The organism is Streptomyces sp. NPDC005492 (assembly GCF_040605995.1).
Taxonomy (GTDB): Bacteria; Actinomycetota; Actinomycetes; order Streptomycetales; family Streptomycetaceae; genus Streptomyces.
Genome location: NZ_JBEXDX010000052.1, coordinates 37629 through 59329, shown reverse-complemented (window position 1 = coordinate 59329; position 21701 = coordinate 37629). Strand labels below are relative to the sequence as shown.

Genomic DNA, 21701 nt, shown 5'->3' with positions numbered 1-21701 from the left:
GTCCGGGCCCTCCCGTGCCGACGAGCACGGGTCAGCGACAGCGCCGGCGACGGTACCGGCGGGCCCCTCGCCCGCCGCTTCGTTCGACACGCTCGGGCTGCCCCCCGAACTGGTCAGCACGATGACGGGCCTCGGGGTGACGGAGCCCTTCCCGATCCAGGCGGCGACTCTGCCCGACGCACTGGACGGCCGGGATGTCCTGGGCCGGGCGCGCACGGGCTCCGGCAAGACACTGGCTTTCGGGCTTGCGCTGCTTGTGCGGACCGCAGGTCGGCGGGCGGAGTCGAAGCGACCGCTCGCGCTGGTCCTGGTGCCGACCCGGGAGCTCGCACAGCAGGTGACCGATGCGCTGGCGCCGTACGCGCAGACGATGGGTGTGCGGTTGGCGACGGTGGTCGGCGGCCTGTCGATCAACCGGCAGACGGCGCTGCTGCGGACCGGCGCCGAGGTGGTCGTCGCGACGCCGGGACGGCTGGCCGATCTGGTGTCGCGCCGGGACTGCCACCTCAACCAGGTGCGGATCACGGTCCTGGACGAGGCGGACCAGATGTGCGACCTGGGGTTCCTGCCACAGGTCTCGGAGATCCTGGACCAGGTCCGCCCCGATGGACAGCGGCTCCTGTTCTCGGCCACGCTCGACCGCGACGTCGACCAACTGGTCCAGAACTACCTTCACGACCCGGTTGTGGCCTCCGTCGACCAGGCCGCGGGCTCGGTCACGACGATGGAACACCACGTGCTGAACATCCACGGCGCCGACAAGTACGCGACGGCGACCGAGATCGCCGCCCGGGACGGCCGGGTGCTGATGTTCCTGGACACCAAGGCGGCGGTGGACCAGTTCACCCGTCATCTGCGGGCCAGCGGTGTACGGGCCGCCGCCCTGCACAGCGGCAAGTCGCAGCCCCAACGCACGCACACGCTCGCCCAGTTCAAGAACGGCGAGGTCACCGTGCTGGTGGCCACCAACGTCGCCGCCCGCGGCATCCACATCGACGCGCTCGACCTCGTCGTCAATGTGGACCCGCCCGCCGACGCCAAGGACTACCTGCACCGGGCCGGGCGCACCGCACGCGCCGGGGAGTCCGGGCGCGTGGTCACCCTGGTCACCCAGGGCCAACGGCGCGATGTGAACCGGATGATGTCCGACGCCGGCATCCGCCCGACCACCACACAGGTGCGCTCGGGCGAAGAGAAGCTGACCGCCATCACCGGGGCCAAACGCCCGCCGACCGCGCCCAAGGCCGGCGGAGGCAACGCCCCCTTCCGAGGCATGGGCACCCGTCCGGGCCGCCCCGCCAAGGAGTCCCGCAAGGCCGCCGAGGCCCGTAAGGCCGCGGAGGCCCGCGCGGCGGCCCGGGTGCGCAAGGGCCGTTAGATCTCGGTCACCGGTGCCCTCAGGTGAGGGTGAAGTCGTCGGCGTTCACGTTGGATTGGCCGTACCAGCCGTGGACGTAGACGCTGACCGCTCCGCTACCGCCGGTGGTGAAGCTGACCTTGAGCTGGTTCCAGGTCGAGCTGTTCGACCAGGTGCTTGCGGAGGCGCCGCCCGTGACGCCGAGGTAGGCGTACGGGCCCTGCACCCAGGCGGTGAGCGTGTAGGTCGTGTTGGGGGACAGGGCGACGCTCTGGTCGCATTCGCCGGTGCCGCTGGAACTCGGGGTGACCTGGAGACTGTGGCTGCCGCTGTGGACGGGAGTCGAGACCACCGCGCTGCCGCCCGTGCAGGTCCAGGGGCTGAGGCTGCCGGTCTCGAAGCCGGCGTTGGTCAACGAGCCCCCACCGCCGCCGCTTCCACTGGTGGTGACCGTGAGCGTGTAGGTCGCGCTGTGGCTGCCGCTCGCGGCGGTGCCGGTCACGGTGATGGGGTAGGTACCGGCGGCCACGGACGAGCCGACCGTCGCCGTCAGCGTCGAACTGCCGCCGGATGCAACGGATCCCGGGCTGAAGGAGACACTGACGCCGGAGGGAGCGCCCGAGGCGGAGAGGCCGACGGACTCGGCACTGCCGGAGGTCACGGCGGTGGACACGGCCGTGGTCGCCGAAGCGCCCTGGGCGACCGAGGCGGAGCCCGGTGACAGGGACAGGGAGAAGTCGGTGGTGGTGCCTCCACCGCCGCCCGAGCTGCCCTCGTAGGGCACGAACGCGTCGGTGAACGCGAGGCTGTTCTGGCTGATCTCACTGCACGTGGGCAGGGAGTTGGCGCTTCCGCCGCATGCCTGGTCCCGGGTGATCGCCCAGAACGCGAGCCGCCCCACACCGTTCTGCGCGGCGAAGCTCTCCACCGTCTGGGCATCCGCCAGGGTGAAGGTGGAACCGTCGTCGTTCTTGCCGATCATCGGAGTGATGCCGAGGTTGGCGTAGGTGTAACCGGAGTCGACGGACTGCATCTGCGCCAGGGTGGCCTTGGCCGCGGAGACCGCGCCCTGCCCCATCTCGGTGCCGGTACCGGCGTAGTAGTCCATGGCCATGATGTTGACCACGTCGATCTTGACGCCCGCGTTCTTCGCGGCCTTGAGGATGTTGACGCCGTCATCCGTGAGCCCGCTCGTCAGCACCGGAAGGGTCATCGAGAACTGCAGGTTCGGGTTGGACGCCTTGAGGTCCTTCATCGCCTGCATCTGACGGGCCGCGGCCGCGGTGTCCGCGATGGCGGCGCCCTCGATGTCGAAGTCGAGCTGGGTGACGCCGTAGTCGTTGATGATGGCCTGGTATCCGGCGTCGATGCTGCTCTGGTTCGAGCACGTCCAGGCGAGCGGCTCACCGCTCGCCCCTCCAGAGGAGACGATGACGGAGGCGCCCTCGGACTTCGCCCTGGCGATCTCGGGGTCGGTGTAGGAGTCGTTGCCGATGGGGAGCGTGTCGCCCCATATCTGGGTGCAGCCGACGCCGAGTACGAAGGCCGCTGTGTACGCCTTCAGGTGGTGTCCGGTGATGGCGGTGTCGAGCAGTCCTTCCTGACTGTTCGACATGTCGACGTAGGGAGCCACGGAGTAGACGCTGCTCGCCGCGGCGCTGCTTGCGGGGGCCAGGGCGACGGTGACGCCGGTGAGCGAGAGCGCGAGGGCGGACACGGAAGCCGCCAGTCTTGCAAGGTGCATGACAGTGACACCTCTCGGGATGCCCGTCGGGGCGGAGTGGTGGGGGTGAGAGCCGTGAAGGGTATTGGTACATACCAAACAGCTCGCAGAACCCTCCGTCAAGAGGACTAGACCAACTGAGCCCGCCCTGGGCTCCGTTCGGATCGACCCGGGCCAACTCCCGTAGCGCTAAAACGCGTTGATCGCGATCCAGTCGCCTGACTACGTTGGCCGTCATGACGATCACCCCGGACGCCGCGGACTGGCGCGCGGCCAACCGCGCCAACTGGGACGAACGCGTTCCGATTCACGTCGCCGGCCCGTTCTACGACCTTCCCGGCTTCGTCGCGGGCAGGGACACGCTCCGGGACTTCGAACTCGCCGAGGTCGGTGACGTCACCGGCAAGACGCTCCTTCACCTCCAGTGCCACATCGGGCTGGACACGCTGTCCTGGTACCGACGCGGAGCCACCGTCACCGGCCTCGACTTCTCCGCGCCCGCCGTCGACGCGGCCAGGGACCTCGCCACGCGGATCGGCGCTGCCGAGGCCCGCTTCGTGACCGCCGATGTGTACGACGCCGTCGACGTATTCGGCGGACAGACCTTCGACACTGTCTACACCGGCTTCGGCGCGCTGTGCTGGCTGCCGGACATCGACCGGTGGGCGCAGACGGTGGCCGCGCTCGTCGCGCCGGGAGGCTTTCTCTATCTGGCGGAGTTCCACCCCTTCGCCGATGTCCTGGCCGAGGACGGCCGTTCCGTCGAAGGCGACTACTTCCGACGCGCCCCCATCGTCGTCGACGAGCCCGGCACGTACGCCGACCCGGATGCGCTGACCTCCGCGACGCTGACTGTCGAGTGGCGGCACGGAATCGGGGAGGTGGTCAGCGCCCTGGCGGCCGCCGGTCTTCGAGTGGAGTTCCTGCACGAGCACGGCTACGGGCACTTCCGCCTTCCTGCGGGAGTGGGCGTTCCGGAGGTGTATTCGGTGCGTGCGGCGAAGGCGTAGTGGGGGAGCCGGTGTAGGTCGTGAACCGCCTTGTTGCCGTGGCCTGTTGATGGGTGCAATGAAGATGGTCTCATCGCATGTGATTGTCTGCGGTTCCGGTGGGAGATTCGCGACGATATCCACGAGGTCCTTCTCGCCCGTTACCTTCTTCCGCGGAGCCCGGTTCGGACTCGTGGCCTCCAGGGCCAGTGGGCGAGTCCACCCACCACACTTTCTTTAATACGCATCTACTTGAGACTTCGATGCCGCCCCATGTCGGCATTCCCGCGGCTTGGGTCGCCTTTGGTGGGCCTCGGCTGGAGAGGGCCGGCCTTCGGTCACACTGCTGACCCACGTTGTCCAGGCGGCAACCAGCCGGAGAAGATCGGACCGGCGATCCCTCGACAAGAGCGGCCATAGAAGCCATGTAGGACTCATCAGAAGGATCATGCATATGAGGCCGACGGCACACAGGACGGCTGTGATTGTTGCCCCCGCCCTGAGGGGTAGCCCAGGAAGCACGAACATCGGACTTCTCCAAGTCTCATCGACACGCGTAGCAGCACGGTGTTGACGGACTCGGCTCTGGATGATCGTAACGCCTAGCGGGTTAGCTGTCGGACTCGGACGGCCTTCGCCCTACGGTGCCTCGCCGCCTCCTGCGGATTAGTCGCCGATTCGCCCCGGGTGCCTACGGTTCCCCGCCTCCGTTACAGGGCAATGTAGGTGGTCAAGCCGAGCCAGTACAGGACATGTTGAAGCGCGGAGGTGCAAAGAGGGCGCGTGCGCCTGGCGGATACATTGCTCGTGAGGCACGTGTGCCGTTCGGCAGCAAGGAAGCCCCGGCGTTCCCAAGTGATCTGCTCCGCAGCGGACTGGACGGCTTGATGGCCCTGGACGCTCCAGAGGCGGGCACGAGGGCCTGGAATGGTCTGCTTTCGCTGGGGCGGGGCGGACGAGGCCCTCGGCAACTTCTCGGCCCGGCCTGCCAGTTCGTCTCGGCGCTCTTGGTGCCCATGTCGTCCTTGCCGGACTCGAGCGGGGGCGTTCCCTCGGGAGGCGTGGTGCCCTCCGGGGGAGTGCCAGGGGTCTCCGCACCCGGGCCGGGCTCTGCGGGTGTCGCCATGGTCGTGCTCTCCCTTGTCGGGTGGGCGGTGCCCATGCGGACTGAAAGTCGCGGGGGAGTGCGAGGTGAACTGGCCCTCACGCAGTGATTCGCGAGCGCTTCTTGCGCGCCCCAATACGCCCTGTATGACGTCAAGGCTGAGTCCTACCTTGAAAGGGCCTTACCTCATCAGTGGGCTGGGCTGGGTTGCCTGGTTGATCCGCCGTCCTGGGGGTCGCCGGATGCCCGGTGACCCAGTCCAAGATGAGAAGAGGTGAATGGTGGAAAAAGAACGCGCCCCAAGCGAAGGGGGCATGGTTCGCGATCTGGTGAAGCGACTCGGGATCGCATTGGGCGCTCGCGCTCTGTGGACTCTGGTCGTGAGGCTGATCGACCACCACTAGGTACTCCGAGGTATGTGGTGTTACCCCCAGGCACCACATGACTTTGAGCACTAGGAATCGCTCTCGACGCCGACAGGTGTCGAGAGCGATTCTGCGTCCTGGCTCGGATTGATTCCCAGTGAGGGAGGCTGGCTTACCATCTGTTCGTCCTTGATCCGCGCAACCTCTTCGAGGACCTTCTCACCTCGCCAGTCGGGCTTGAGACGACGGACCTTCTCGTACGTGGAGATGGCCCCAGCGCTGTTCAGCAGATTGAGCTGCTGCGCGGTCTCGCCCGGGTCGGGCGGGACGACGTCCGGGAACTCCACACTCAGGAATCTGAGGGGGACTGAGGATCTGAAAACGGATCGGTCGATCTCCAGAAGCACGCCGTAGATGTGCGCGGGAGCAGGACGCCAGTAACCCGTCCCGGGCACCGATCTTCGTGGGGTTGCCGCTGCTCTCGGTGACTATGCCGCGGTCTGGAGGCTGTAACCCGTGCCAGGATGATCTGCTCGGCATGGTCGGCACGCAGAGCACGATGCTCCTCGCTGCGGAGGTTGAACTGAACCTGCTCGATGACCGAGCCCTTGTCCTCGCCGCATTCCAGGTTCAGCGGCAAGCCCTTCGATACGAGCAGCGCGGGGGGTCGAGCATCTCCACTAGGACGTCGATGACGTTCTGGCGCAGGGTTCTTGTGGTCTTCCCGGCCACCAGAGAGGCCGCCCGGCGGGGCCGTTGCGTACGAAGTCCAGCCAGTCGATCGGCGAGACGATGGTCTTCGCGGAATGGACCGATCCCTCGTAGATCGTGGTCTGGTGCTGACGGCTGATCCGGACGACCAGGTGCTATTTCTGGGTCAGCGGCTGAGGATCCCTGCCGCTATTCGTCCGGCTCGGGGGGCTCGCTCATGGCTGCGCTCAGGAAGCGGTCGATGGTCGAGAGGTTCTTGCCGTCATGCTCGGCGCCGAACTGGGCGAGCTTCAGGGCCCGGTCGATCGCTTGGGTCGCCGCCGACGTCAGGTCCTTGGTCTCACGTGCCAGGGGCCGTTGACCTGCCGCTGGGGAAGTCTTGGCGCAACGGCTACCGCGTGTCCCGCATAGGCGAGTCTCCTGGGCCAGACCCGTCTCCGGGACGCGTTTGCGATGAGGTTTGCGCGCGAGGGGGAGCGAGGCGAGTGCGGCGAGAATCGGTGAACGGTGAGCTGTCGCCGAGGGCCGGTGTATGGCCTGGGTGACGCGGCGGGAGTAGCCGCGAGGAGGCCGCAACTCCCGCAAGCGTGCTGACGGTTCACTCGATCCCTGGTTGGTTCTGCGCGAGGCGTGAGGTGCGGGGCTGCACCCGTGCGCTCTGTGTTCCCGCGTCGAACGACTCGCCCCCGCCGGTGACGGGTTCCCCGCCGTCCCGGCCCCGCTCGTCCGGCCCGGAACCGTGCCGCCTCCCACACTCCACGAACTTCGCTTTAAGAAACTCCCGTTGACCTCGTTGACACGCCCTCAGCGCACGCGTTTCACTCGACACTCGTGCATGGCAACGTTGTCAGGCCGGCCGTGGGAGTGACCGGAACCGTTGCCTGTCGCCGGCACTCCGGGGTATTTCGGCGCGCCGGCATCTGATGTGCGAAGCACGAACTGCTGCGGAGGCAACCGATGGTGAGACCCCGACGTTCAGCCGCACGACCCGACCGCGCAAGATTCCGCCAACGCCTCGCCGTGATCAGCGTCCTGGGCATGGCAGCCCTTCCGCTTCCGGCGATCGGCAGCGCCGCCGCCGCGAGCGCCGCGACGCCGGCCCTGGTGACGGATCCTGCGGCGCTGGTCAACCCCCTCATCGGCACTTCAGGTGCCGTAGACACCTTCCCGGGGCCCGACATGCCGGCCGGCATGGTCCAGTGGGGCCCCGACACGACGCCCGACCGGCCCGACGGCGGCGGCTACGAGTACAACGACAAGAAGATCTCCGGCTTCAGCCTCACCCACGTGTCCGGCCCCGGCTGTCCCGTCGCGGGCGACCTGCCCATCCTGCCGGTGACCGGCGCGCTGTCCGGCAACCTCAGCGACGCGTCCGCGGGCTTCAGTCACGACGACGAGCAGGCGGCGATCGGCTCCTACAAGGTCACCGACGCGAACGGCGTCCAGACCGAGTTGACCGACACCACCCGCGCCGGTCTGGGCCGCTTCACCTTCCCCGCGGGACAGCAGGCGAACCTGCTGTTCAAGCTCAGCGGCGGCGCCACGCAAGTCGACGGCACGCGCGTGCAGGTGGTGAACGACAAGGAGATCAGCGGCGCGATCGACAGCGGCCACTTCTGCGGTGCGGCCAACAGATACACGCTGCACTTCGACATCAAGTTCGACCGGCCGTTCACCGCGAGCGGCACCTGGGTCGGCGGCACCATCAACCCCGACGCGACCTCGCTTAAGGCAGGAAAGGTCCAACAGGCCCCGCAGACCTCGAAGTCGGCGCCGTTGAAGGAGAAGCACTTCACCGTCCCGGCGAAGCCGGCCCCGACGATCCACACGAGCGGGACCAAGCAGTCCGGTACGCCGTCCCCGGCCGCGAGCGCCGCACCTCGCTCCTCCACCGCGACCAAGGCCGCGCAGCCCCCCACGACCGGCGCGAACGGCATGTATCTGACCTTCGACACCGCCGCGAACCCCACGGTGAACGCGAAGGTCGGCATCTCGTACACGAGTGACGCGGGAGCGGCGAACAACCTCTCCACCGAGATCAAGAAGTGGGATGTCGCCGCCGTCGAGAAGGCCAACCACGACACCTGGAACGCGGTGCTGACGAAGCTTCAGGTCGGTGGCGGTTCCTCGGACCAGCAGACGCAGTTCTACACCGCGCTGTATCACGCGCTGCTGCACCCGAACGTCTTCTCCGACGACGACGGCCAGTACATGGGCATGGACAACCAGGTCCACAAACTTGCCAAGGGGCAGAAGGCCCAGTACGCCAACTACTCCGGCTGGGACACCTACCGCTCCCAGACCCAGTTGATGGCGATGGTCGAGCCGAAGGTCGCCGGTGACGTCGTCACGTCGATGCTCAACGGGTACGACCAGACCGGCCTGTTGCCCAAGTGGGCCTCGAACAACGGCGAGAGCTATGTGATGGTCGGTGACCCTGCCGCCGGGATCATCGCCGACGCGTACGCCTTCGGCGCGACGAACTTCGACACCGCCAAGGCACTCGCCGCCCTCCAGCACGAGGCCACCGTCCCGAACAACGACCGCCCCGGCGAGTCCGTACGGGACGCGAAGGGCTATCTCCCGCTGGACGAGAACGACTACGGCTGCTGCAACTTCTACGGCCCGGTCTCCACGCAACTGGAGTACGACTCCGCCGACTACGCGGTGGCCGCGTTCGCGAAGTCGCTGGGCAAGACGGCCGTCTACGAGAAGTTCGCCACCCGCGCCCAGGACTGGATGAACGTCTTCAACCCGCAGACCGGCTACATGCAGGCCAAGAACAGCGACGGCCAGTTCGCGACCGGTTTCACCCCCGGCACCTCCAGCGGCTTCGTGGAGGGCACCTCCGCCCAGTACACGCCGATGGTCCCCTTCAACCTCCAGCAGCTCATCCAGGCCCGCGGTGGTGTCAAGGCGTACTCGTCCTACCTGGACAGCCTGCTCGACGACATCACGCATCCCGGCAACACCGACGCCGACCTGAGCAACGAGCCCAGTGTGGAGATCCCCTGGGAGTACGACTACACGGGCCAGCCGTGGAAGACCCAGGCGGCTGTCCGCGCGGCCCAGCAGGACCTGTACTTCAACGCGCCGGTCGGCTCGTTCGGCAACGACGACCTCGGCGCGATGAGCTCCTGGTACGTCTGGTCGGAGTTGGGCATGTACCCGGAGACCCCGGGCACGGACACCCTGGCGCTCGGCAGCCCGGCGTTCCCGGTGGCCAAGGTGACCCTCGGCAACGGCAAGACCGTAGCGATCAACGCTCCGCAGGCCGCGCCGGAAGCGCCGTACGTGCAGTCGCTCGCCGTCAAGGGCAAGGCGTGGAACACCTCCTGGCTGAGCTATCAGCAGTTCCAGGGCGCGGGCACGCTCGACTTCACGCTCGGCACCCAGCCCAACACCTCCTGGGCGTCCGGCACTTCGGCGGCACCGCCGTCGGACACCACGGGCGGCGGGCGGGTGCTGGCCGCGACCGGTCCCAGCAACGGCCTGGTCCTCCAACCGGGCACGTCCGGTGACAGCACGCTCGACCTGACCAACCTCGGCAGCAACGCCGTCACGGTCGACTGGAAGGCGACGGCGCCCACGGGCGTCACGCTGGACACGTCCTCCGGCTCGCTGACGGTCCCCGCCGCGGGCAGCGCCGAGGCGAAGGTCAAGGTGACGGCGGGCGCGAGCGAGGGAACCTACCCGGTCACCTTCGCGCTGACCGATCACAGCACCGGCGCGGCGCTGAGCGCGGCGACCCTCCGCGTGGCCGTCGCCAAAGCCGGCGCCCTGTGGCCGTACAACACCAACGAGGGCATCTACCCCGACGGCACCACCTTCTCGGGCGGCTTCGACAACGGTGGTTGGGCGTTCTCGCAGAACGCCCTGTCGGCGGCAGGCGTCACGAGCGGCTCCACCGTCACCGCCGACGGCGTCTCCTACACCTGGCCGACGGCGACGTCCGGGCAGTTGGACAACCTGGAGATGGCCGGCCAGACCATCCCGATGCCGGCCGGCACGTCGGGTGCCGCACTGGGCCTGCTGGGCACCGCGACCAACGCGCCGACCGACGGCAGCGGGGTCTCGGGCACGGTGACCGTCACCTACACCGACGGCACCACCGCGCAGGCGACGATCGGGTTCTCGGACTGGACGCTCAACGGCGGCGGCACCAAGCCCCTCCCGGGGGACACGACCGCCGTCACGACGGCCTACCGCAACACCGGGAGCGGAGGCCGGGACACCGTCAAGGCCTATGTCTTCGCCACGAAGGTCCCGCTGGACGCGTCCAAGCAGGTCGCGTCGATCACGCTGCCGGTGACCGGCTCCTCGGGCGCCAACCATCTGTTCGCGTACGGCTTCGGCCAGTGACGCAGTCGATGCACCGGCGGTCCTGACGACGGCGGGCCGGTTCCCGGACGCGAGCCCGGGAGCCGGCCCCTCGACCGAGTTCTCCCGCCCCATTGTGGTGTGCCTGCCACACCCTTACTGTTCGGCTTTGCCTGAGTCTGTTTGATGCTGTTCGCCCAGTCGGTGTGGAGGCCGCAGTGCGGGGAAGTCGGATCGGTTCGGAAGGTGCGAGACCTGGCCGTCGGTGGTGGCGGGCGGTCCTCGCCACGGCCGCGACGTTCGCCCTGGCGGTGGGCATGACCGCGCCGGCCACGGCGGCACAGGACGTCGGAGAGCAGACGCCCGCCGTCAGCCCGCAGGCGCACACGGTGAGTCTCGACGGCTACTCGTTCCTGGTGGACGGCAAGCGCACCTATCTGTGGTCCGGCGAGTTCCACTACTTCCGCCTCCCGAGCCCGGACCTGTGGCGCGACATCTTCCAGAAGATGAAGGCCGCCGGCTTCAACTCGACCTCGCTGTACTTCGATTGGGGCTACCACTCGCCGAAGCCGGGTGTGTACGACTTCACCGGGGTCCGCGACGTCGACAAGCTCCTCGACATGGCCCAGGAGGCCGGCCTCTACGTCATCGCCCGCCCGGCCCCGTACATCAACGCGGAGGTCGACAGCGGCGGCCTGCCCGGCTGGCTGACCACCAAGGCCGGCAACAACCGCAGCGACGACCCCCGGTTCCTCAAGTACGCCGACGAATGGCTGACCCAGATCGACCGCATCATTGCCCGCCACCAACTCACCAACGGCACCGGGTCGGTGATCGCCTACCAGGTCGAGAACGAGTACTACAACGGCTCGGCCGCGGGCCGCTCCTACATGCAGCACCTGGAGGACAAGGCCCGCGCCGACGGCATCACGGTCCCGCTGACCGGCAACAACAACGGCACCTTCAACTCCGGTACCGGAGCCCTGGACGTCGACGGCCCGGACTCCTACCCCCAGGGCTTCGACTGCTCCAACCCCACGAAGTGGAACGGCGTCCCCGACATCAGCTACGACCACCCGGCCGGAAAGCCCCTGTACTCACCGGAGTTCCAGGGCGGCGCCTTCGACCCGTGGGGCGGCCCCGGCTACGACAAGTGCGCCCAACTGATCAACGACCAGTTCGCCAACGTCTTCTACAAGCAGAACATCGCCGTCGGCGCGACCGCGCAGAGCTTCTACATGACCTACGGCGGCACCAACTGGGGCTGGCTGGGCATGCCGGAGAACTACACGTCGTACGACTACGGCGCCGCGATCCGCGAGACCCGCCAGCTCGATCCGAAGTACGACGAGGACAAACTCATCGGGTACTTCACGCAGTCGGTCGCCCCGCTGACCAAGACCGAGGCGATCAGGGCCACCCCACCGGACGACTCCGCGATCGTCGACACCGCCCGCATGAACCCCGACACCAAGACGCAGTTCCACGTCCTGCGGCACGGCAACTCCACCTCCACCGCGGTCGACAAGACCCACATCTCGCTGGACCTCAACGCCCAGCCGACCGCCGACACCACCTACACCTGGGACGACCCCGACTCCGCGCTCCAGTACGCCGGTTCGTGGTCGCACGTGGCCAACACGAGCTACACCGGCGGCGATTACCAGCACACCGAGTCGTTCTCCAACAAGGCCGGCGACTCGCTCACCGTCCCCTTCGACGGCACCGCGATCCGCTGGATCGGCTCGAAGACCAACAACCACGGCAACGCCGACGTCTACCTCGACGGCACCAAGGTGGCCACGGTCGACGACTCGGGCAGTGAGAGCCAGGCGGTCGTCTTCCAGAAGACAGGCCTGGCCCCCGGCGCACACACGCTGAAGATCGTCGTCGCCGGGAGCCACGGCTCGGGATCCACCGACAACTACGTGGCCGTCGACGCCATCGACGTGCCCACGGCCGCCACCGCGGAGCCGACCTACCCGGTCGTGCCGCAGCAGCCGGGCACCGCGATCACCCTCGACGGCCGCGACTCGCACGTCATCGTGGCCAACTACCGCCTCGGCGAAGCCCAGTTGCAGTACTCGACCTCCGAGATCATGACCAGCGCGACCATCGGCAACCGGGACGTCGGCGTGCTCTACGGCGACGAGGGCAGCGACGGCGAGACCGTCCTGCGCTACGCCGCCAAGCCCACCGTGACCGCCACCGGCGGTACGGTCACGACCAGTTGGGACGCGGCCACGGGCGACCTGCGGTTGAACTACACGCACAAGGGCCTCATCCGAGTCAGCGTCAGCGGCGCCGGACAGCGTCCGCTGCTTCTGCTCGTCGGCGACACGGCCACGGCGAAGACCTTCTGGCGTCAGGACACGGCGAGCGGTCCGGTGCTCGTGCGTGGCACCCATCTGCTGCGCACGGCGACCAGTCTGCACGGCGGTCACACCGTGGCCCTCACCGGCGACAACGCCGACGACAAGAACATCGAGGTGTTCACCTCCGCCGCCCAAGTCACCTGGAACGGCAGGACGTTGGGCACTCAAGCCACCGGCACGGGGAGCCTCACCGGCAAGATCCCGGTGGCCGCCCCGATCCACCTCCCGACGCTGACCAACTGGAAGCACGCCGAGGAATCCCCCGAAGTGGCACCCGGCTTCGACGACTCCTCCTGGAAAGTCGCCGACAAGTCGGCCACCAACAGCGTCTCCGGCGTCAACTCGCTGCCGGTGCTCTACGCGGACGACTACGACTTCCACTCCGGCAACACCTGGTACCGCGGCCGCTTCCGCGCCACCGGCAAGGAGACCGGCATCCACCTGGTCTCGGACTCCGGCGGAGGTGCCCAGGCGTTCTCCGCCTGGCTCAACGGCACCTTCCTGGGCAGCTCCACCACGGGTAGCGCCGACTTCACTTTCCCGGTGGGCTCGTTGAAGTCCACGGGCGACAACGTCATTTCGGTGCTCACCGTCAACATGGGGCACGAGGAGGACTACAACTCCACCAACGGCAACAAGACCGCGCGCGGCCTGACCAGCGCTTCCCTCGTCGGCGCGCCGCTGACGTCCGTCACCTGGCGTCTCCAGGGCGTACGGGGCGGCGAGGATCTCCAGGACACCGTGCGCGGCGCACTGTCGACGGGCGGCCTGTACGGCGAACGGGCCGGCTGGTCCCTGCCGGGCTACCCGGACGGCACCTGGAACCGGGTGTCCCTGCCGACGACCGACACCACCCCCGGGGTCTCCTGGTACCGCACCGACGCCGCCCTGAACCTGCCGCACGGCCAGGACACCTCGCTCGGGCTGACGTTCACCGACGACCCGTCACGCAAGTACCGGGCCACGATCTTCGTGAACGGCTGGCAGGTCGGCAACTACGTCAACTACCTCGGCCCGCAGCACACGTTCCCCGTCCCCAACGGGATCCTGAACCCCAACGGCCACAACAGCATCGCCATCGCCGTCTGGAACCTCGACGGCACCACGGGCGGCCTCGGCAAGGTCGCCCTGACCAACTACGGCAGCTATGCCTCCTCCCTGCGCGTCGCGCAGAACGACAGCCCGCGCTACGACCCCCGGACCTACGCGATGCCGAAGCGCCCGGGAGCCGACGTCAACCTGAACGTGCCCGACACCGCCGAGCCGGGACAGGCTTTTACGGCCCGGGCGACGGTACGGGTGCCCAAGGACCGCCCGTCCGCATCCCAACTGACGGCGTCGCTCGCCACGCCCGACGGCTGGACCGTGAGTGCCACGAGCCCAACTTCCGTCGAGCGCCTGCAACCTGGCGCCACCGCCACCTTCACCTGGCAGGTACAGCCGCCGACCGGAACCCTGCCGTCTGCCTCGGCACTCACCGCCACGGTGCACTACTCGCAGAACGGACGGCAGGCCGCCGGCGAGGACGAGCGCATCGTCGGCGGCATCCCACCGGCTCCACCGGTCGGCAAGAGCGAGGTGAGCGACCTGCCCTTCCTGTCGTCCACCAACGGGTGGGGGCCGGTGGAACGGGACACCAGCGTAGGCGAGCAGGCGGTCGGTGACGGGCGTCCGATCACCATCGAAGGCGTCGGGTACGCCAGGGGCCTGGGCACCAACTCGGTCAGCGACGTCGCTCTCTACCTGGCCGGAAACTGCTCCCGGTTGACGGCGGACGTCGGTGTCGACGACGAGACAGGGGGCGCGGGCACGGTGACGTTCTCCGTGATCGCCGACGGCAGAACCCTGGTGACCACACCGACGATCAGCGGCAGACAGGCGGCGGTACCGATCGACGTCGACATCAGCGGCGCCCAGGTGGTCGACCTCAAGGTCGGTGACGCGGGCGACGGCAACGGAAACGATCACGGCGACTGGGGGACGCCGACGCTGACGTGCGGCTGAAAAGCGCCACGATCCGCCGTACAGCACCCGACGGAACCATCGTTTCGGCAACTCGGCGCCTACTTAACGTAATTGACGGGGCGAATGTGGGCCGTCTCCGCACTAGGATGTGTGGCCTGGCGAGCCGGTCCACCCGGCGCGGCTTGGATCTGGGGGAATAATGCAGCCTGACAAGCAGGTGTCCACGAAGATCGATGCCGCCGTTCCGACGGCCGCACGGATGTATGACCACTACCTGGGCGGCAAGGACAACTACGCGTCCGACCGGGCGGCCTGCGAGGAACTCGACAAGGTCGTACCCAGCACGCGTGCCCTCGCGGTGAACAACCGGCGCTTTCTGCAACGGGTGGTCGCGACGCTGACCACCGACTACGGCATCAGGCAGTTCCTCGACCACGGCTCAGGCCTGCCCACCCAGAACAACGTGCACCAGGTCGCGCAGCGCATCGACCCGGCCAGCCGCGTCGTGTACGTCGACAGCGACCCGATGGTCCTGGTGCACGGCCGGGCCCTGCTGGACCAGAACGAGCGCACCGCCGTCATCCAGGCCGACCTGCGGGACACCGAGACGATCCTCTCCCACTCCGACACCAAGCGCCTGATCGATTTCTCGCAGCCGGTCGCCCTGCTGTTCAACTCGGTCTTCCACTGCATCCCGGACAGCGACACCGACGGACCGCAGGCCGTGGTGCGCCGGGTCTCCGAGCGACTTGCCCCCGGTAGCTGCATGGTGATGTGCCAACTGGTGAGCGAGGACCCCGAGGTCCGCGACTTCGTGACCGACTTCATGGACAAGGCGACGCAGGGGCACTGGGGCCGCGTACGCCAGGAGAAGGACGTCGCGGAGTGGTTCGAGGACCTCGACATCCTCGATCCGGGCCTGGTGGAGGTGTCGACCTGGCGGCCGGACAGCGAGGTGGCTCCCCGTCAGGCCACCCAGGAGTGGATCGAGTTCGGCGGCGTCGGCCGCGTCCGACAGCGATAGACCGGGGCCTGCGCGTCACGGCACCGGATCAGCCGGTGCCGTAGCGCTCGCGCAGGGTGTCGCGCAGCCGCACCAGGGACTCGCGCGGGCTGAGTGCCTCGTCACCGAGCCGGTCCAGGGCCAGCCGGTACTCCTCGGTCTCGTCGCGGTCCTCCAGGAACACGGCGCTCTTGATGTGCTCCAGGTACACGATGTCGGGCAGGTCGAGGCCGCCGAAGCGGAGGTAGGTGAGGGGGATCGCCGGCGCGGACGCGTTCGTCACGTCCAGGGGCACGATCTGCACGGTCACACGCGGGCGTTGAGCCATCTCGACGAGGTGCCGGAGCTGCTCACGCATCACCTCGGGACCGCCCAGGACGCGCAGCAGGACGGACTCGTCGATGATCGCCCACAGTTGCGGGGCCTCCGGGCGCTCCAGCAACTCCCGGCGGCGCGTGCGCAGTTCGAGACGCCGCTGCACCTCGCGGGCAGGTGCCGTCGGCAGACCGCGTTCCACCACCGCCCGGGTGTAGGCCGTGGTCTGCAACAGGCCCGGAATATACTGGATTTCGAAGGTGCGGATGGCGGTGGCCGCCTCCTGCAGACCGACCAGCCGATCGAACCACTCGGGCATGAGCCGCTTGTCGTAGCGCTGCCACCAGCCCGGCTCACCGGCGCGCCGCAGCAGTTCGAGCAGGACCCGAGCCTCGTGCTCGTCGGCCTTGTACAGCTCCAGCAGCGCGCGGACGTCGGCCTCGACCGGAGGGCGGCGGCCCTTGCCCGCCTCGATGCGCGACAGCTTCGGCGGGCTGAATCCCACGGCTCGCGCCGCCTGGTCCTGCGCGAGGCCCAAGTCCTCGCGCATACCCGCCAGTTGGACACCGACCAGCATCTTCAGCAGGGTCGGAGCGGGCTCGGTCCGACTCAGATACGGTTCGAGGCGCGAGATACGAGGTGACTCCGCGGACATCCTGACTCCCCGTGAACCGGCAGACGACAAACCGCAGTATCGCACCCCGCCCACTCCGGCGCAGGCGTCTACAGAAGTGAGGGCGACCCGCTCCGCTTCACAGCAGGTGGTCGAACTCGCCGTCCTTCGCGCCGGCCACGAACGCGGCCATCTCGGCCGGTGTGTAGACCAGCGCCGGACCTTCGGGATCGCGGGAGTTGCGTACCGCGATGCCGCCCTCGTCGAGGACGGCCACCTCGACGCAGTTGCCTTCGGCGGTGCTGCGTCGGCTCTTGATCCATCGGGCGGCCAGTGAACTCGCCCGCACTCCGTTCGGAACTGATGACATCGCAGTCTCCTCACTCACGTTCGCCACGCCGGCGACCCCGCCACCCACTGGCTCGGACCGCATCGCGTGCCGCGCGCTTCAAGCCATGTGCGTGCAATTCCTCGTGAAATTGCACGGAAGCGCCTTCAGTTGTGGAGAATAGCTCGTGGCGTCGACCCGCGCGTTGATGCCCACAAGCTGACGCCCCATCAGGGAGGCGCTGTGTCCTCACCCGCGCACCAAGTGCCCAGAGTTTCCGGCACGGCCGCGCCATCACCGGCACCCACCGCACCGCTCGACGTCCCCATGCGCCTGCACCAGAAGCCGACGCGCAGTTCATCCCGGACCGCCGCGCTCCGCCTGCCCAGCACCGCACAGGGCTGCGCCCAGGCCCGAGACTTCACCCAACTCACTTTGGCCAACTGGGAATTGGACCACTGCAGCGCCGACGCCCTCACCGTCGTCGCCGAACTGACCGCCAACGCGGTGGTTCACGCCGTGCCGCACACCCCGGACGGTGATGCCGAGGTGTGGGTCAAGCTCACCCAGCGAGCGAACCACCTGGTGTGCGCCGTCATCGACCCGAGCGACAGCCCGCCCGTGTACCGGCGCTCGGGCGACCCCCTGGACGAGGACGGCCGCGGCCTCCGCATAGTCGACGCACTGTCCGAACACTGGGGCTGGACCAAGCGCTACCGAGCGGGCGGGATCCGCCCGGTGGGCAAGACCGTATGGGCCATGCTGGCGACCGGCCCTCGCGCCTGACCCCGGGCATCTCGGCGCTGCTCCTCGCGGACGGTCCAGGGGTCAGCCCCGGGCCCCCGCGACGATCTCGGCGAGCGGGGTGGCGGGATGACCCGTCAGGCGCGGCACGGCGTCGGTGACGCCGTCGAGTTCGCCGGCGGCGATGGCCGTATAGGTGGACACCCAGGCGTCGAGCTGCCACTGAGGGGCGCCATAGGAGGCGCGTGAGGCGTAGGCCTCCTCGATGGTCTCCGGCCGGTAGGTGACGGCGCGGCCGAGGACCTCGGAGAGGACGGCGGCGGCCTCGCCCAGTGTCAGGGACTCGGGACCCGTCAGGTCGTACACGGCTCCGGCGTGGTCGGCCGGCCGGGCCAGAATCGCCGCGGCCGCGTCGGCGATGTCATCCTGGCCGACGAACGCGGTCCGCCCGCTCTCGGCGGGACCGCGGATCACACCGTCCTCGCCGACGAGGTCGGGGACGAGTTCCGCGTAGAAGTTGTCGCGCAGGAATGTGTACGCCATGCCGCTCGCGCGGATGTGCTCCTCGGTGTGGAAGTGGTCGCGGGCCAGCGTGAACGTCGCGTCGGGTGCGGCACCGAAGAAGGACACGTACACGAGATGTGTGACGCCCGCCTTCGCCGCGGCGTCCACGAACTCCCGGTGCTGCGCGAGCCGTTGGGCGCTCTCGGGGGCGGACACCATGAACACGGTCCGGGCACCGGCGAGACAGCGCGGCAGGGCCTCGCGGTCGCCGTACTCGCCCCGCACCGGTGTGGCGCCGGGCAGTTCGGGGGCCCGCTCGGGGCTGCGGGTCAACAGTCTTTGCGTCACGCCCTGTTCGGCGAGACGCCGGGCGACACGTCCGCCGAGGCGTCCCGTCGCCCCGGTCACCAGCACGGAGGGCTCCTGCGGTTCGGTCATGGTCGGCATCACTTCCTGTGCGGTGGGATCACACCGGGGGTATTGAAACCGGCGCCGATCCCCAGGACGAGCAGGCGGGAGTCTCCGGGCGCGTCGGTGCGGTGCGCTGAGGTGCGGTCGGGATCAGATCCAGGTGTCGAGCCACATCCTTGCGTGCCAGTCGGCGTACGGGATCGTCTGCCCGGTGTAGATCGGGAAGAAGTAGATGAAGTTCCAGGCGATCAGGAGGACAACCACGCCCGCGGTCACCGCACCTCGTATGCGGCGCTTGTCAGTTGCTTCCGGCGGGCCCATCAGGGCCCCCAGCGCCATCGTCACGGCCAGGCACAGATACGGCACGAAGACGACCGCGTAGAAGGAGAAGATCGTGCGGTCCTGGTACAGGAACCAGGGCAGGTAGCCGGCAGCCACCGCGCACAGGACGGCTCCGGAGCGCCAGTCGCGGCGCAGAGCCCACCGGTAGAGCAGGTAGCCGAGCGCACAGCATGCCGACCACCACAGGAGCGGTGTGCCGAGGGCGAGGATCGTCTGCGAGCAGGCGGCTGTCGTGTGGCAGCCGTCCGTCCCGGACTTCGGCGACTCGTAGGAGAACAGCACGGGGCGGCCGAGGACCAGCCAACTCCAGGGATTCGACTGGTACTTGTGCGGGCTGTGCAGTCCCACGTTGAACTGGTACACCGCGTGCTCGTAGTGCCACAGGCTGCGCAGCGGGGCCGGGATCCACGACCAGGTGCCGCCGCGGCCGTCGGCCCAGTGGCGTCCGTAGCCGTCGTCGGACAGGAACCAGCCGGTCCACGTGGCCAGATACGTCACGACGGCGACCGGGACGAGGGAGAGCACCGACCGGCCGAGGTCCTTGCGCAGCACCGCGCGGTAGGGGTGGTACGCCCCCGCGACGCGGCGGGCGCCGACGTCCCACAGCACGGTGAGGACCACGAAGAAGACGAGGAAGTACAGGCCGTTCCATTTGGTCGAGGCCGCCAGTCCCAGGAAGAGGCCGGCCGCGAGCCGCCAGGGACGCGCTCCCGTACCGGCATGGTCACCGGTGGGTCCGTCCGGACGTGTCCGGCCGTCCTCGTCGGTAGGCAGGGCTGCCGCGAGCCGGGCCCGCGCCCTGTCCCGGTCGATGAGCAGACATCCGAACGCCGCCAGTGCGAAGAACATGACGACGAGGTCGAGCAGAGCGGTACGGCTCATCACCAAGTGGAGGCCGTCCATCGCCATCAGCGCTCCGGCCAGACAGCCCAGTGGTGTCGAACGGAACAGGCGGCGCCCTATTCGGCACAGCATCAGTACCGACAGTGTGCCGAGGAGCGCCGTCATACAGCGCCAGCCGAAGGGGGTGAGGCCGAACACCGACTCGCCGAGGGCGATCACCCACTTGCCCGTCGGCGGGTGCGCGACGAAGGCCCCGGCGTCGGAGAGCGGGATCACCTGGGGATGGGCCAGGACCTGCGGGTCGGCGATGCTGCTCTTCGGCCAGGTGCCCTCGTATCCGAACCGCAGCAAGGACCAGGCGTCCTTGGCGTAGTACGTCTCGTCGAACACGATCGCGCGCGGGTTGCCCAGCCGCCAGAAGCGCGGCAGTCCGGCGAGGAGCGCGACCAGCAGCGGCCCGCCCCAACCCGACCAGCGCGCCAGTCGGCCGGCCGCGACCGGGGACAGCCCGAGCACACGCCACAGCCGTGTCGACGGTTCGGGGAACGGCACGACCAGGCGCTCGCGCACGGACGTACGCGGGCGAGCGACGTACCCGAAGCGGCGCAACCGCCGCTCCCAGGACATCGGCTCGCTGTACAAGGCCTCCTGGGGGTCGTCGACAGACGGGGGCGTGTGGTGAGGGATCACGTAAGGAGCTTTCTGAGGTGTGGAGCTACCGGGTCGAGGTCTGTCCCGGCAGCGGTCCCTGCCCGGGAATCGAGACCCGGTACGGCGACGGCACCCCGGCCGCGGTGGACGCGGGGCGTGCGGTCGCCGGCCTCGGGAGGACCGACTCGGCCGAGGTGACCGGGCGGGGCTGAGGACCGGTGGGCCCACCCTGGGCGAAGGAGTTCGCCAGGATCACCAGCCCGACTCCGAGCCCGGCAACGGTCAGTACCGATCCGGTCGCCGTCCAGGCCGTCCGGTTCCGCCGGCGCGCGCGAACGCCGGCCCGGAGGCGGCGTCGGTGCCGGTCCTCGTAGGGCATGTCCTCCTGACTGTCACGCATCATGCGCGCCAGCTCCTGCTCGAAGTGATCCATGGCTCCTTCGTCTCTCCTCACTCGACCGCCTCGACCGGCTCGACTGCATCGGCCAGAAGCTGCCGCAAGCGGGCGACGCCGCGTGCCGTGAGCGAGCGGGCGGTGCCCACCGGACACCCCAGCACCTCCGCGACGTGCTGTTCGGGCAGGTCCTGGTAGTAGCGCAGCACCACGGCTGCCCGTTGGCGCGGCGGCAGCAACGCCAACATGGCCTCCAGCCGGGTCCGTTCGTCCACGGCGGCGGTCTCGTCGCCCGCCTCGGGCGGGTCGGGCAGTCGGTCCACGGGCTGCTCACCCCACCAGCGGCGCCGTGCCGACCGAGCCGCGGCACGGGCCAGGATCCTGCGCACATACGCCTCCGGCGCCTGCTCGGCCACCTTCGGCCAGGCGAACCACAGCTTGACCAGCGCCTCCTGGAGGAGATCCTCCGCCCGGTGCCGGTCCCCGCCGGTGAGCAGCCGCGCCAGATGAAGCAACGCCGACCACCGAGCCGTCACGAACCGGTCGAACTCGTCGGCCCGCAACTGCCCCATCAGCGTTCCCCCTTACCGCCCTGTCGAGCACGCACGCGCCCTGCCATCGGCCACGTCCCTACACCTCTTAG

General features: G+C 68.7%; 14 protein-coding genes and 1 riboswitch. Of the genes, 6 read left to right on the top strand and 8 right to left on the bottom strand.

All coding sequences use genetic code 11. The features are described from left to right. Positions 1-97 precede the first annotated feature (97 nt). The gene (locus tag ABZT04_RS39805) at positions 98-1378 is read left to right on the top strand and encodes a DEAD/DEAH box helicase (RefSeq protein ID WP_356063881.1); all 1281 of its coding nucleotides are present in this window, start codon (positions 98-100) and stop codon (positions 1376-1378) included. A 19-nt stretch (positions 1379-1397) separates the two neighbouring features. Here the strand turns inward: ABZT04_RS39805 and ABZT04_RS39800 are convergent, their stop codons facing one another. Next, on the bottom strand, positions 1398-3101 hold the full coding sequence (locus ABZT04_RS39800; RefSeq protein ID WP_356063874.1) for a carbohydrate binding domain-containing protein: 1704 nt from the start codon (positions 3099-3101) through the stop codon (positions 1398-1400). 215 nt (positions 3102-3316) lie between these two features. On the opposite strand from ABZT04_RS39800, the gene ABZT04_RS39795 reads away from it, so the two are divergent. Then, a complete protein-coding gene (locus ABZT04_RS39795) occupies positions 3317-4090 on the top strand; it encodes a class I SAM-dependent methyltransferase (RefSeq protein WP_356063872.1) in 774 nt (257 codons plus the stop codon). 564 nt (positions 4091-4654) lie between these two features. After that, positions 4655-4808, bottom strand: a riboswitch (cyclic di-AMP (ydaO/yuaA leader). 820 nt (positions 4809-5628) lie between these two features. On the opposite strand, the gene ABZT04_RS39790 is transcribed toward ABZT04_RS39795, so the two are convergent. Then, the gene (locus ABZT04_RS39790) at positions 5629-5946 is read right to left on the bottom strand and encodes a hypothetical protein (protein ID WP_356063870.1); all 318 of its coding nucleotides are present in this window, start codon (positions 5944-5946) and stop codon (positions 5629-5631) included. Positions 5947-7288: 1342 nt separating this feature from the next. Between ABZT04_RS39790 and ABZT04_RS39785 the strand changes: the two genes are divergently transcribed. From ABZT04_RS39785 to ABZT04_RS39775, 3 genes are all read left to right on the top strand, one after another. After that, a complete protein-coding gene (locus ABZT04_RS39785; RefSeq protein WP_356063868.1) occupies positions 7289-10612 on the top strand; it encodes a lectin in 3324 nt (1107 codons plus the stop codon). Positions 10613-10788: 176 nt separating this feature from the next. Continuing rightward, positions 10789-14949 carry a beta-galactosidase gene (locus ABZT04_RS39780; RefSeq protein ID WP_356063866.1) on the top strand — a complete coding sequence of 1387 codons (4161 nt, stop codon included), beginning with the start codon at positions 10789-10791 and terminating at the stop codon, positions 14947-14949. A 160-nt stretch (positions 14950-15109) separates the two neighbouring features. Next, positions 15110-15934, top strand: a complete 825-nt coding sequence (locus ABZT04_RS39775; protein ID WP_356063864.1) for an SAM-dependent methyltransferase — start codon at positions 15110-15112, stop codon at positions 15932-15934. 28 nt (positions 15935-15962) lie between these two features. Here the strand turns inward: ABZT04_RS39775 and ABZT04_RS39770 are convergent, their stop codons facing one another. Both ABZT04_RS39770 and ABZT04_RS39765 read right to left on the bottom strand, forming a co-directional pair. Beyond that, positions 15963-16883, bottom strand: coding sequence for a helix-turn-helix transcriptional regulator (locus ABZT04_RS39770; protein WP_356063862.1), 921 nt, complete (start codon positions 16881-16883; stop codon positions 15963-15965). 97 nt (positions 16884-16980) lie between these two features. Beyond that, the gene (locus ABZT04_RS39765; RefSeq protein ID WP_355908911.1) at positions 16981-17211 is read right to left on the bottom strand and encodes a DUF397 domain-containing protein; all 231 of its coding nucleotides are present in this window, start codon (positions 17209-17211) and stop codon (positions 16981-16983) included. A 201-nt stretch (positions 17212-17412) separates the two neighbouring features. Between ABZT04_RS39765 and ABZT04_RS39760 the strand changes: the two genes are divergently transcribed. Continuing rightward, on the top strand, positions 17413-17955 hold the full coding sequence (locus ABZT04_RS39760) for an ATP-binding protein (RefSeq protein WP_356063860.1): 543 nt from the start codon (positions 17413-17415) through the stop codon (positions 17953-17955). A gap of 42 nt (positions 17956-17997) precedes the next feature. Here the strand turns inward: ABZT04_RS39760 and ABZT04_RS39755 are convergent, their stop codons facing one another. The 4 genes from ABZT04_RS39755 to ABZT04_RS39740 all read right to left on the bottom strand — a co-directional run bounded on the left by ABZT04_RS39755 (position 17998) and on the right by ABZT04_RS39740 (position 21630). Beyond that, complete coding sequence (locus ABZT04_RS39755; protein WP_356063858.1) at positions 17998-18864, bottom strand: SDR family oxidoreductase; 867 nt, start codon at positions 18862-18864, stop codon at positions 17998-18000. Between the two features lie 114 nt (positions 18865-18978). After that, the gene (locus ABZT04_RS39750; RefSeq protein ID WP_356063879.1) at positions 18979-20640 is read right to left on the bottom strand and encodes a phospholipid carrier-dependent glycosyltransferase; all 1662 of its coding nucleotides are present in this window, start codon (positions 20638-20640) and stop codon (positions 18979-18981) included. Positions 20641-20728: 88 nt separating this feature from the next. Next, positions 20729-21097, bottom strand: coding sequence for a cellulase (locus tag ABZT04_RS39745; RefSeq protein ID WP_356063856.1), 369 nt, complete (start codon positions 21095-21097; stop codon positions 20729-20731). 17 nt (positions 21098-21114) lie between these two features. Beyond that, positions 21115-21630: a SigE family RNA polymerase sigma factor gene (locus tag ABZT04_RS39740; protein WP_356063853.1), complete on the bottom strand. Its 516-nt coding sequence runs from the start codon at positions 21628-21630 to the stop codon at positions 21115-21117. Positions 21631-21701: the final 71 nt, after the last annotated feature.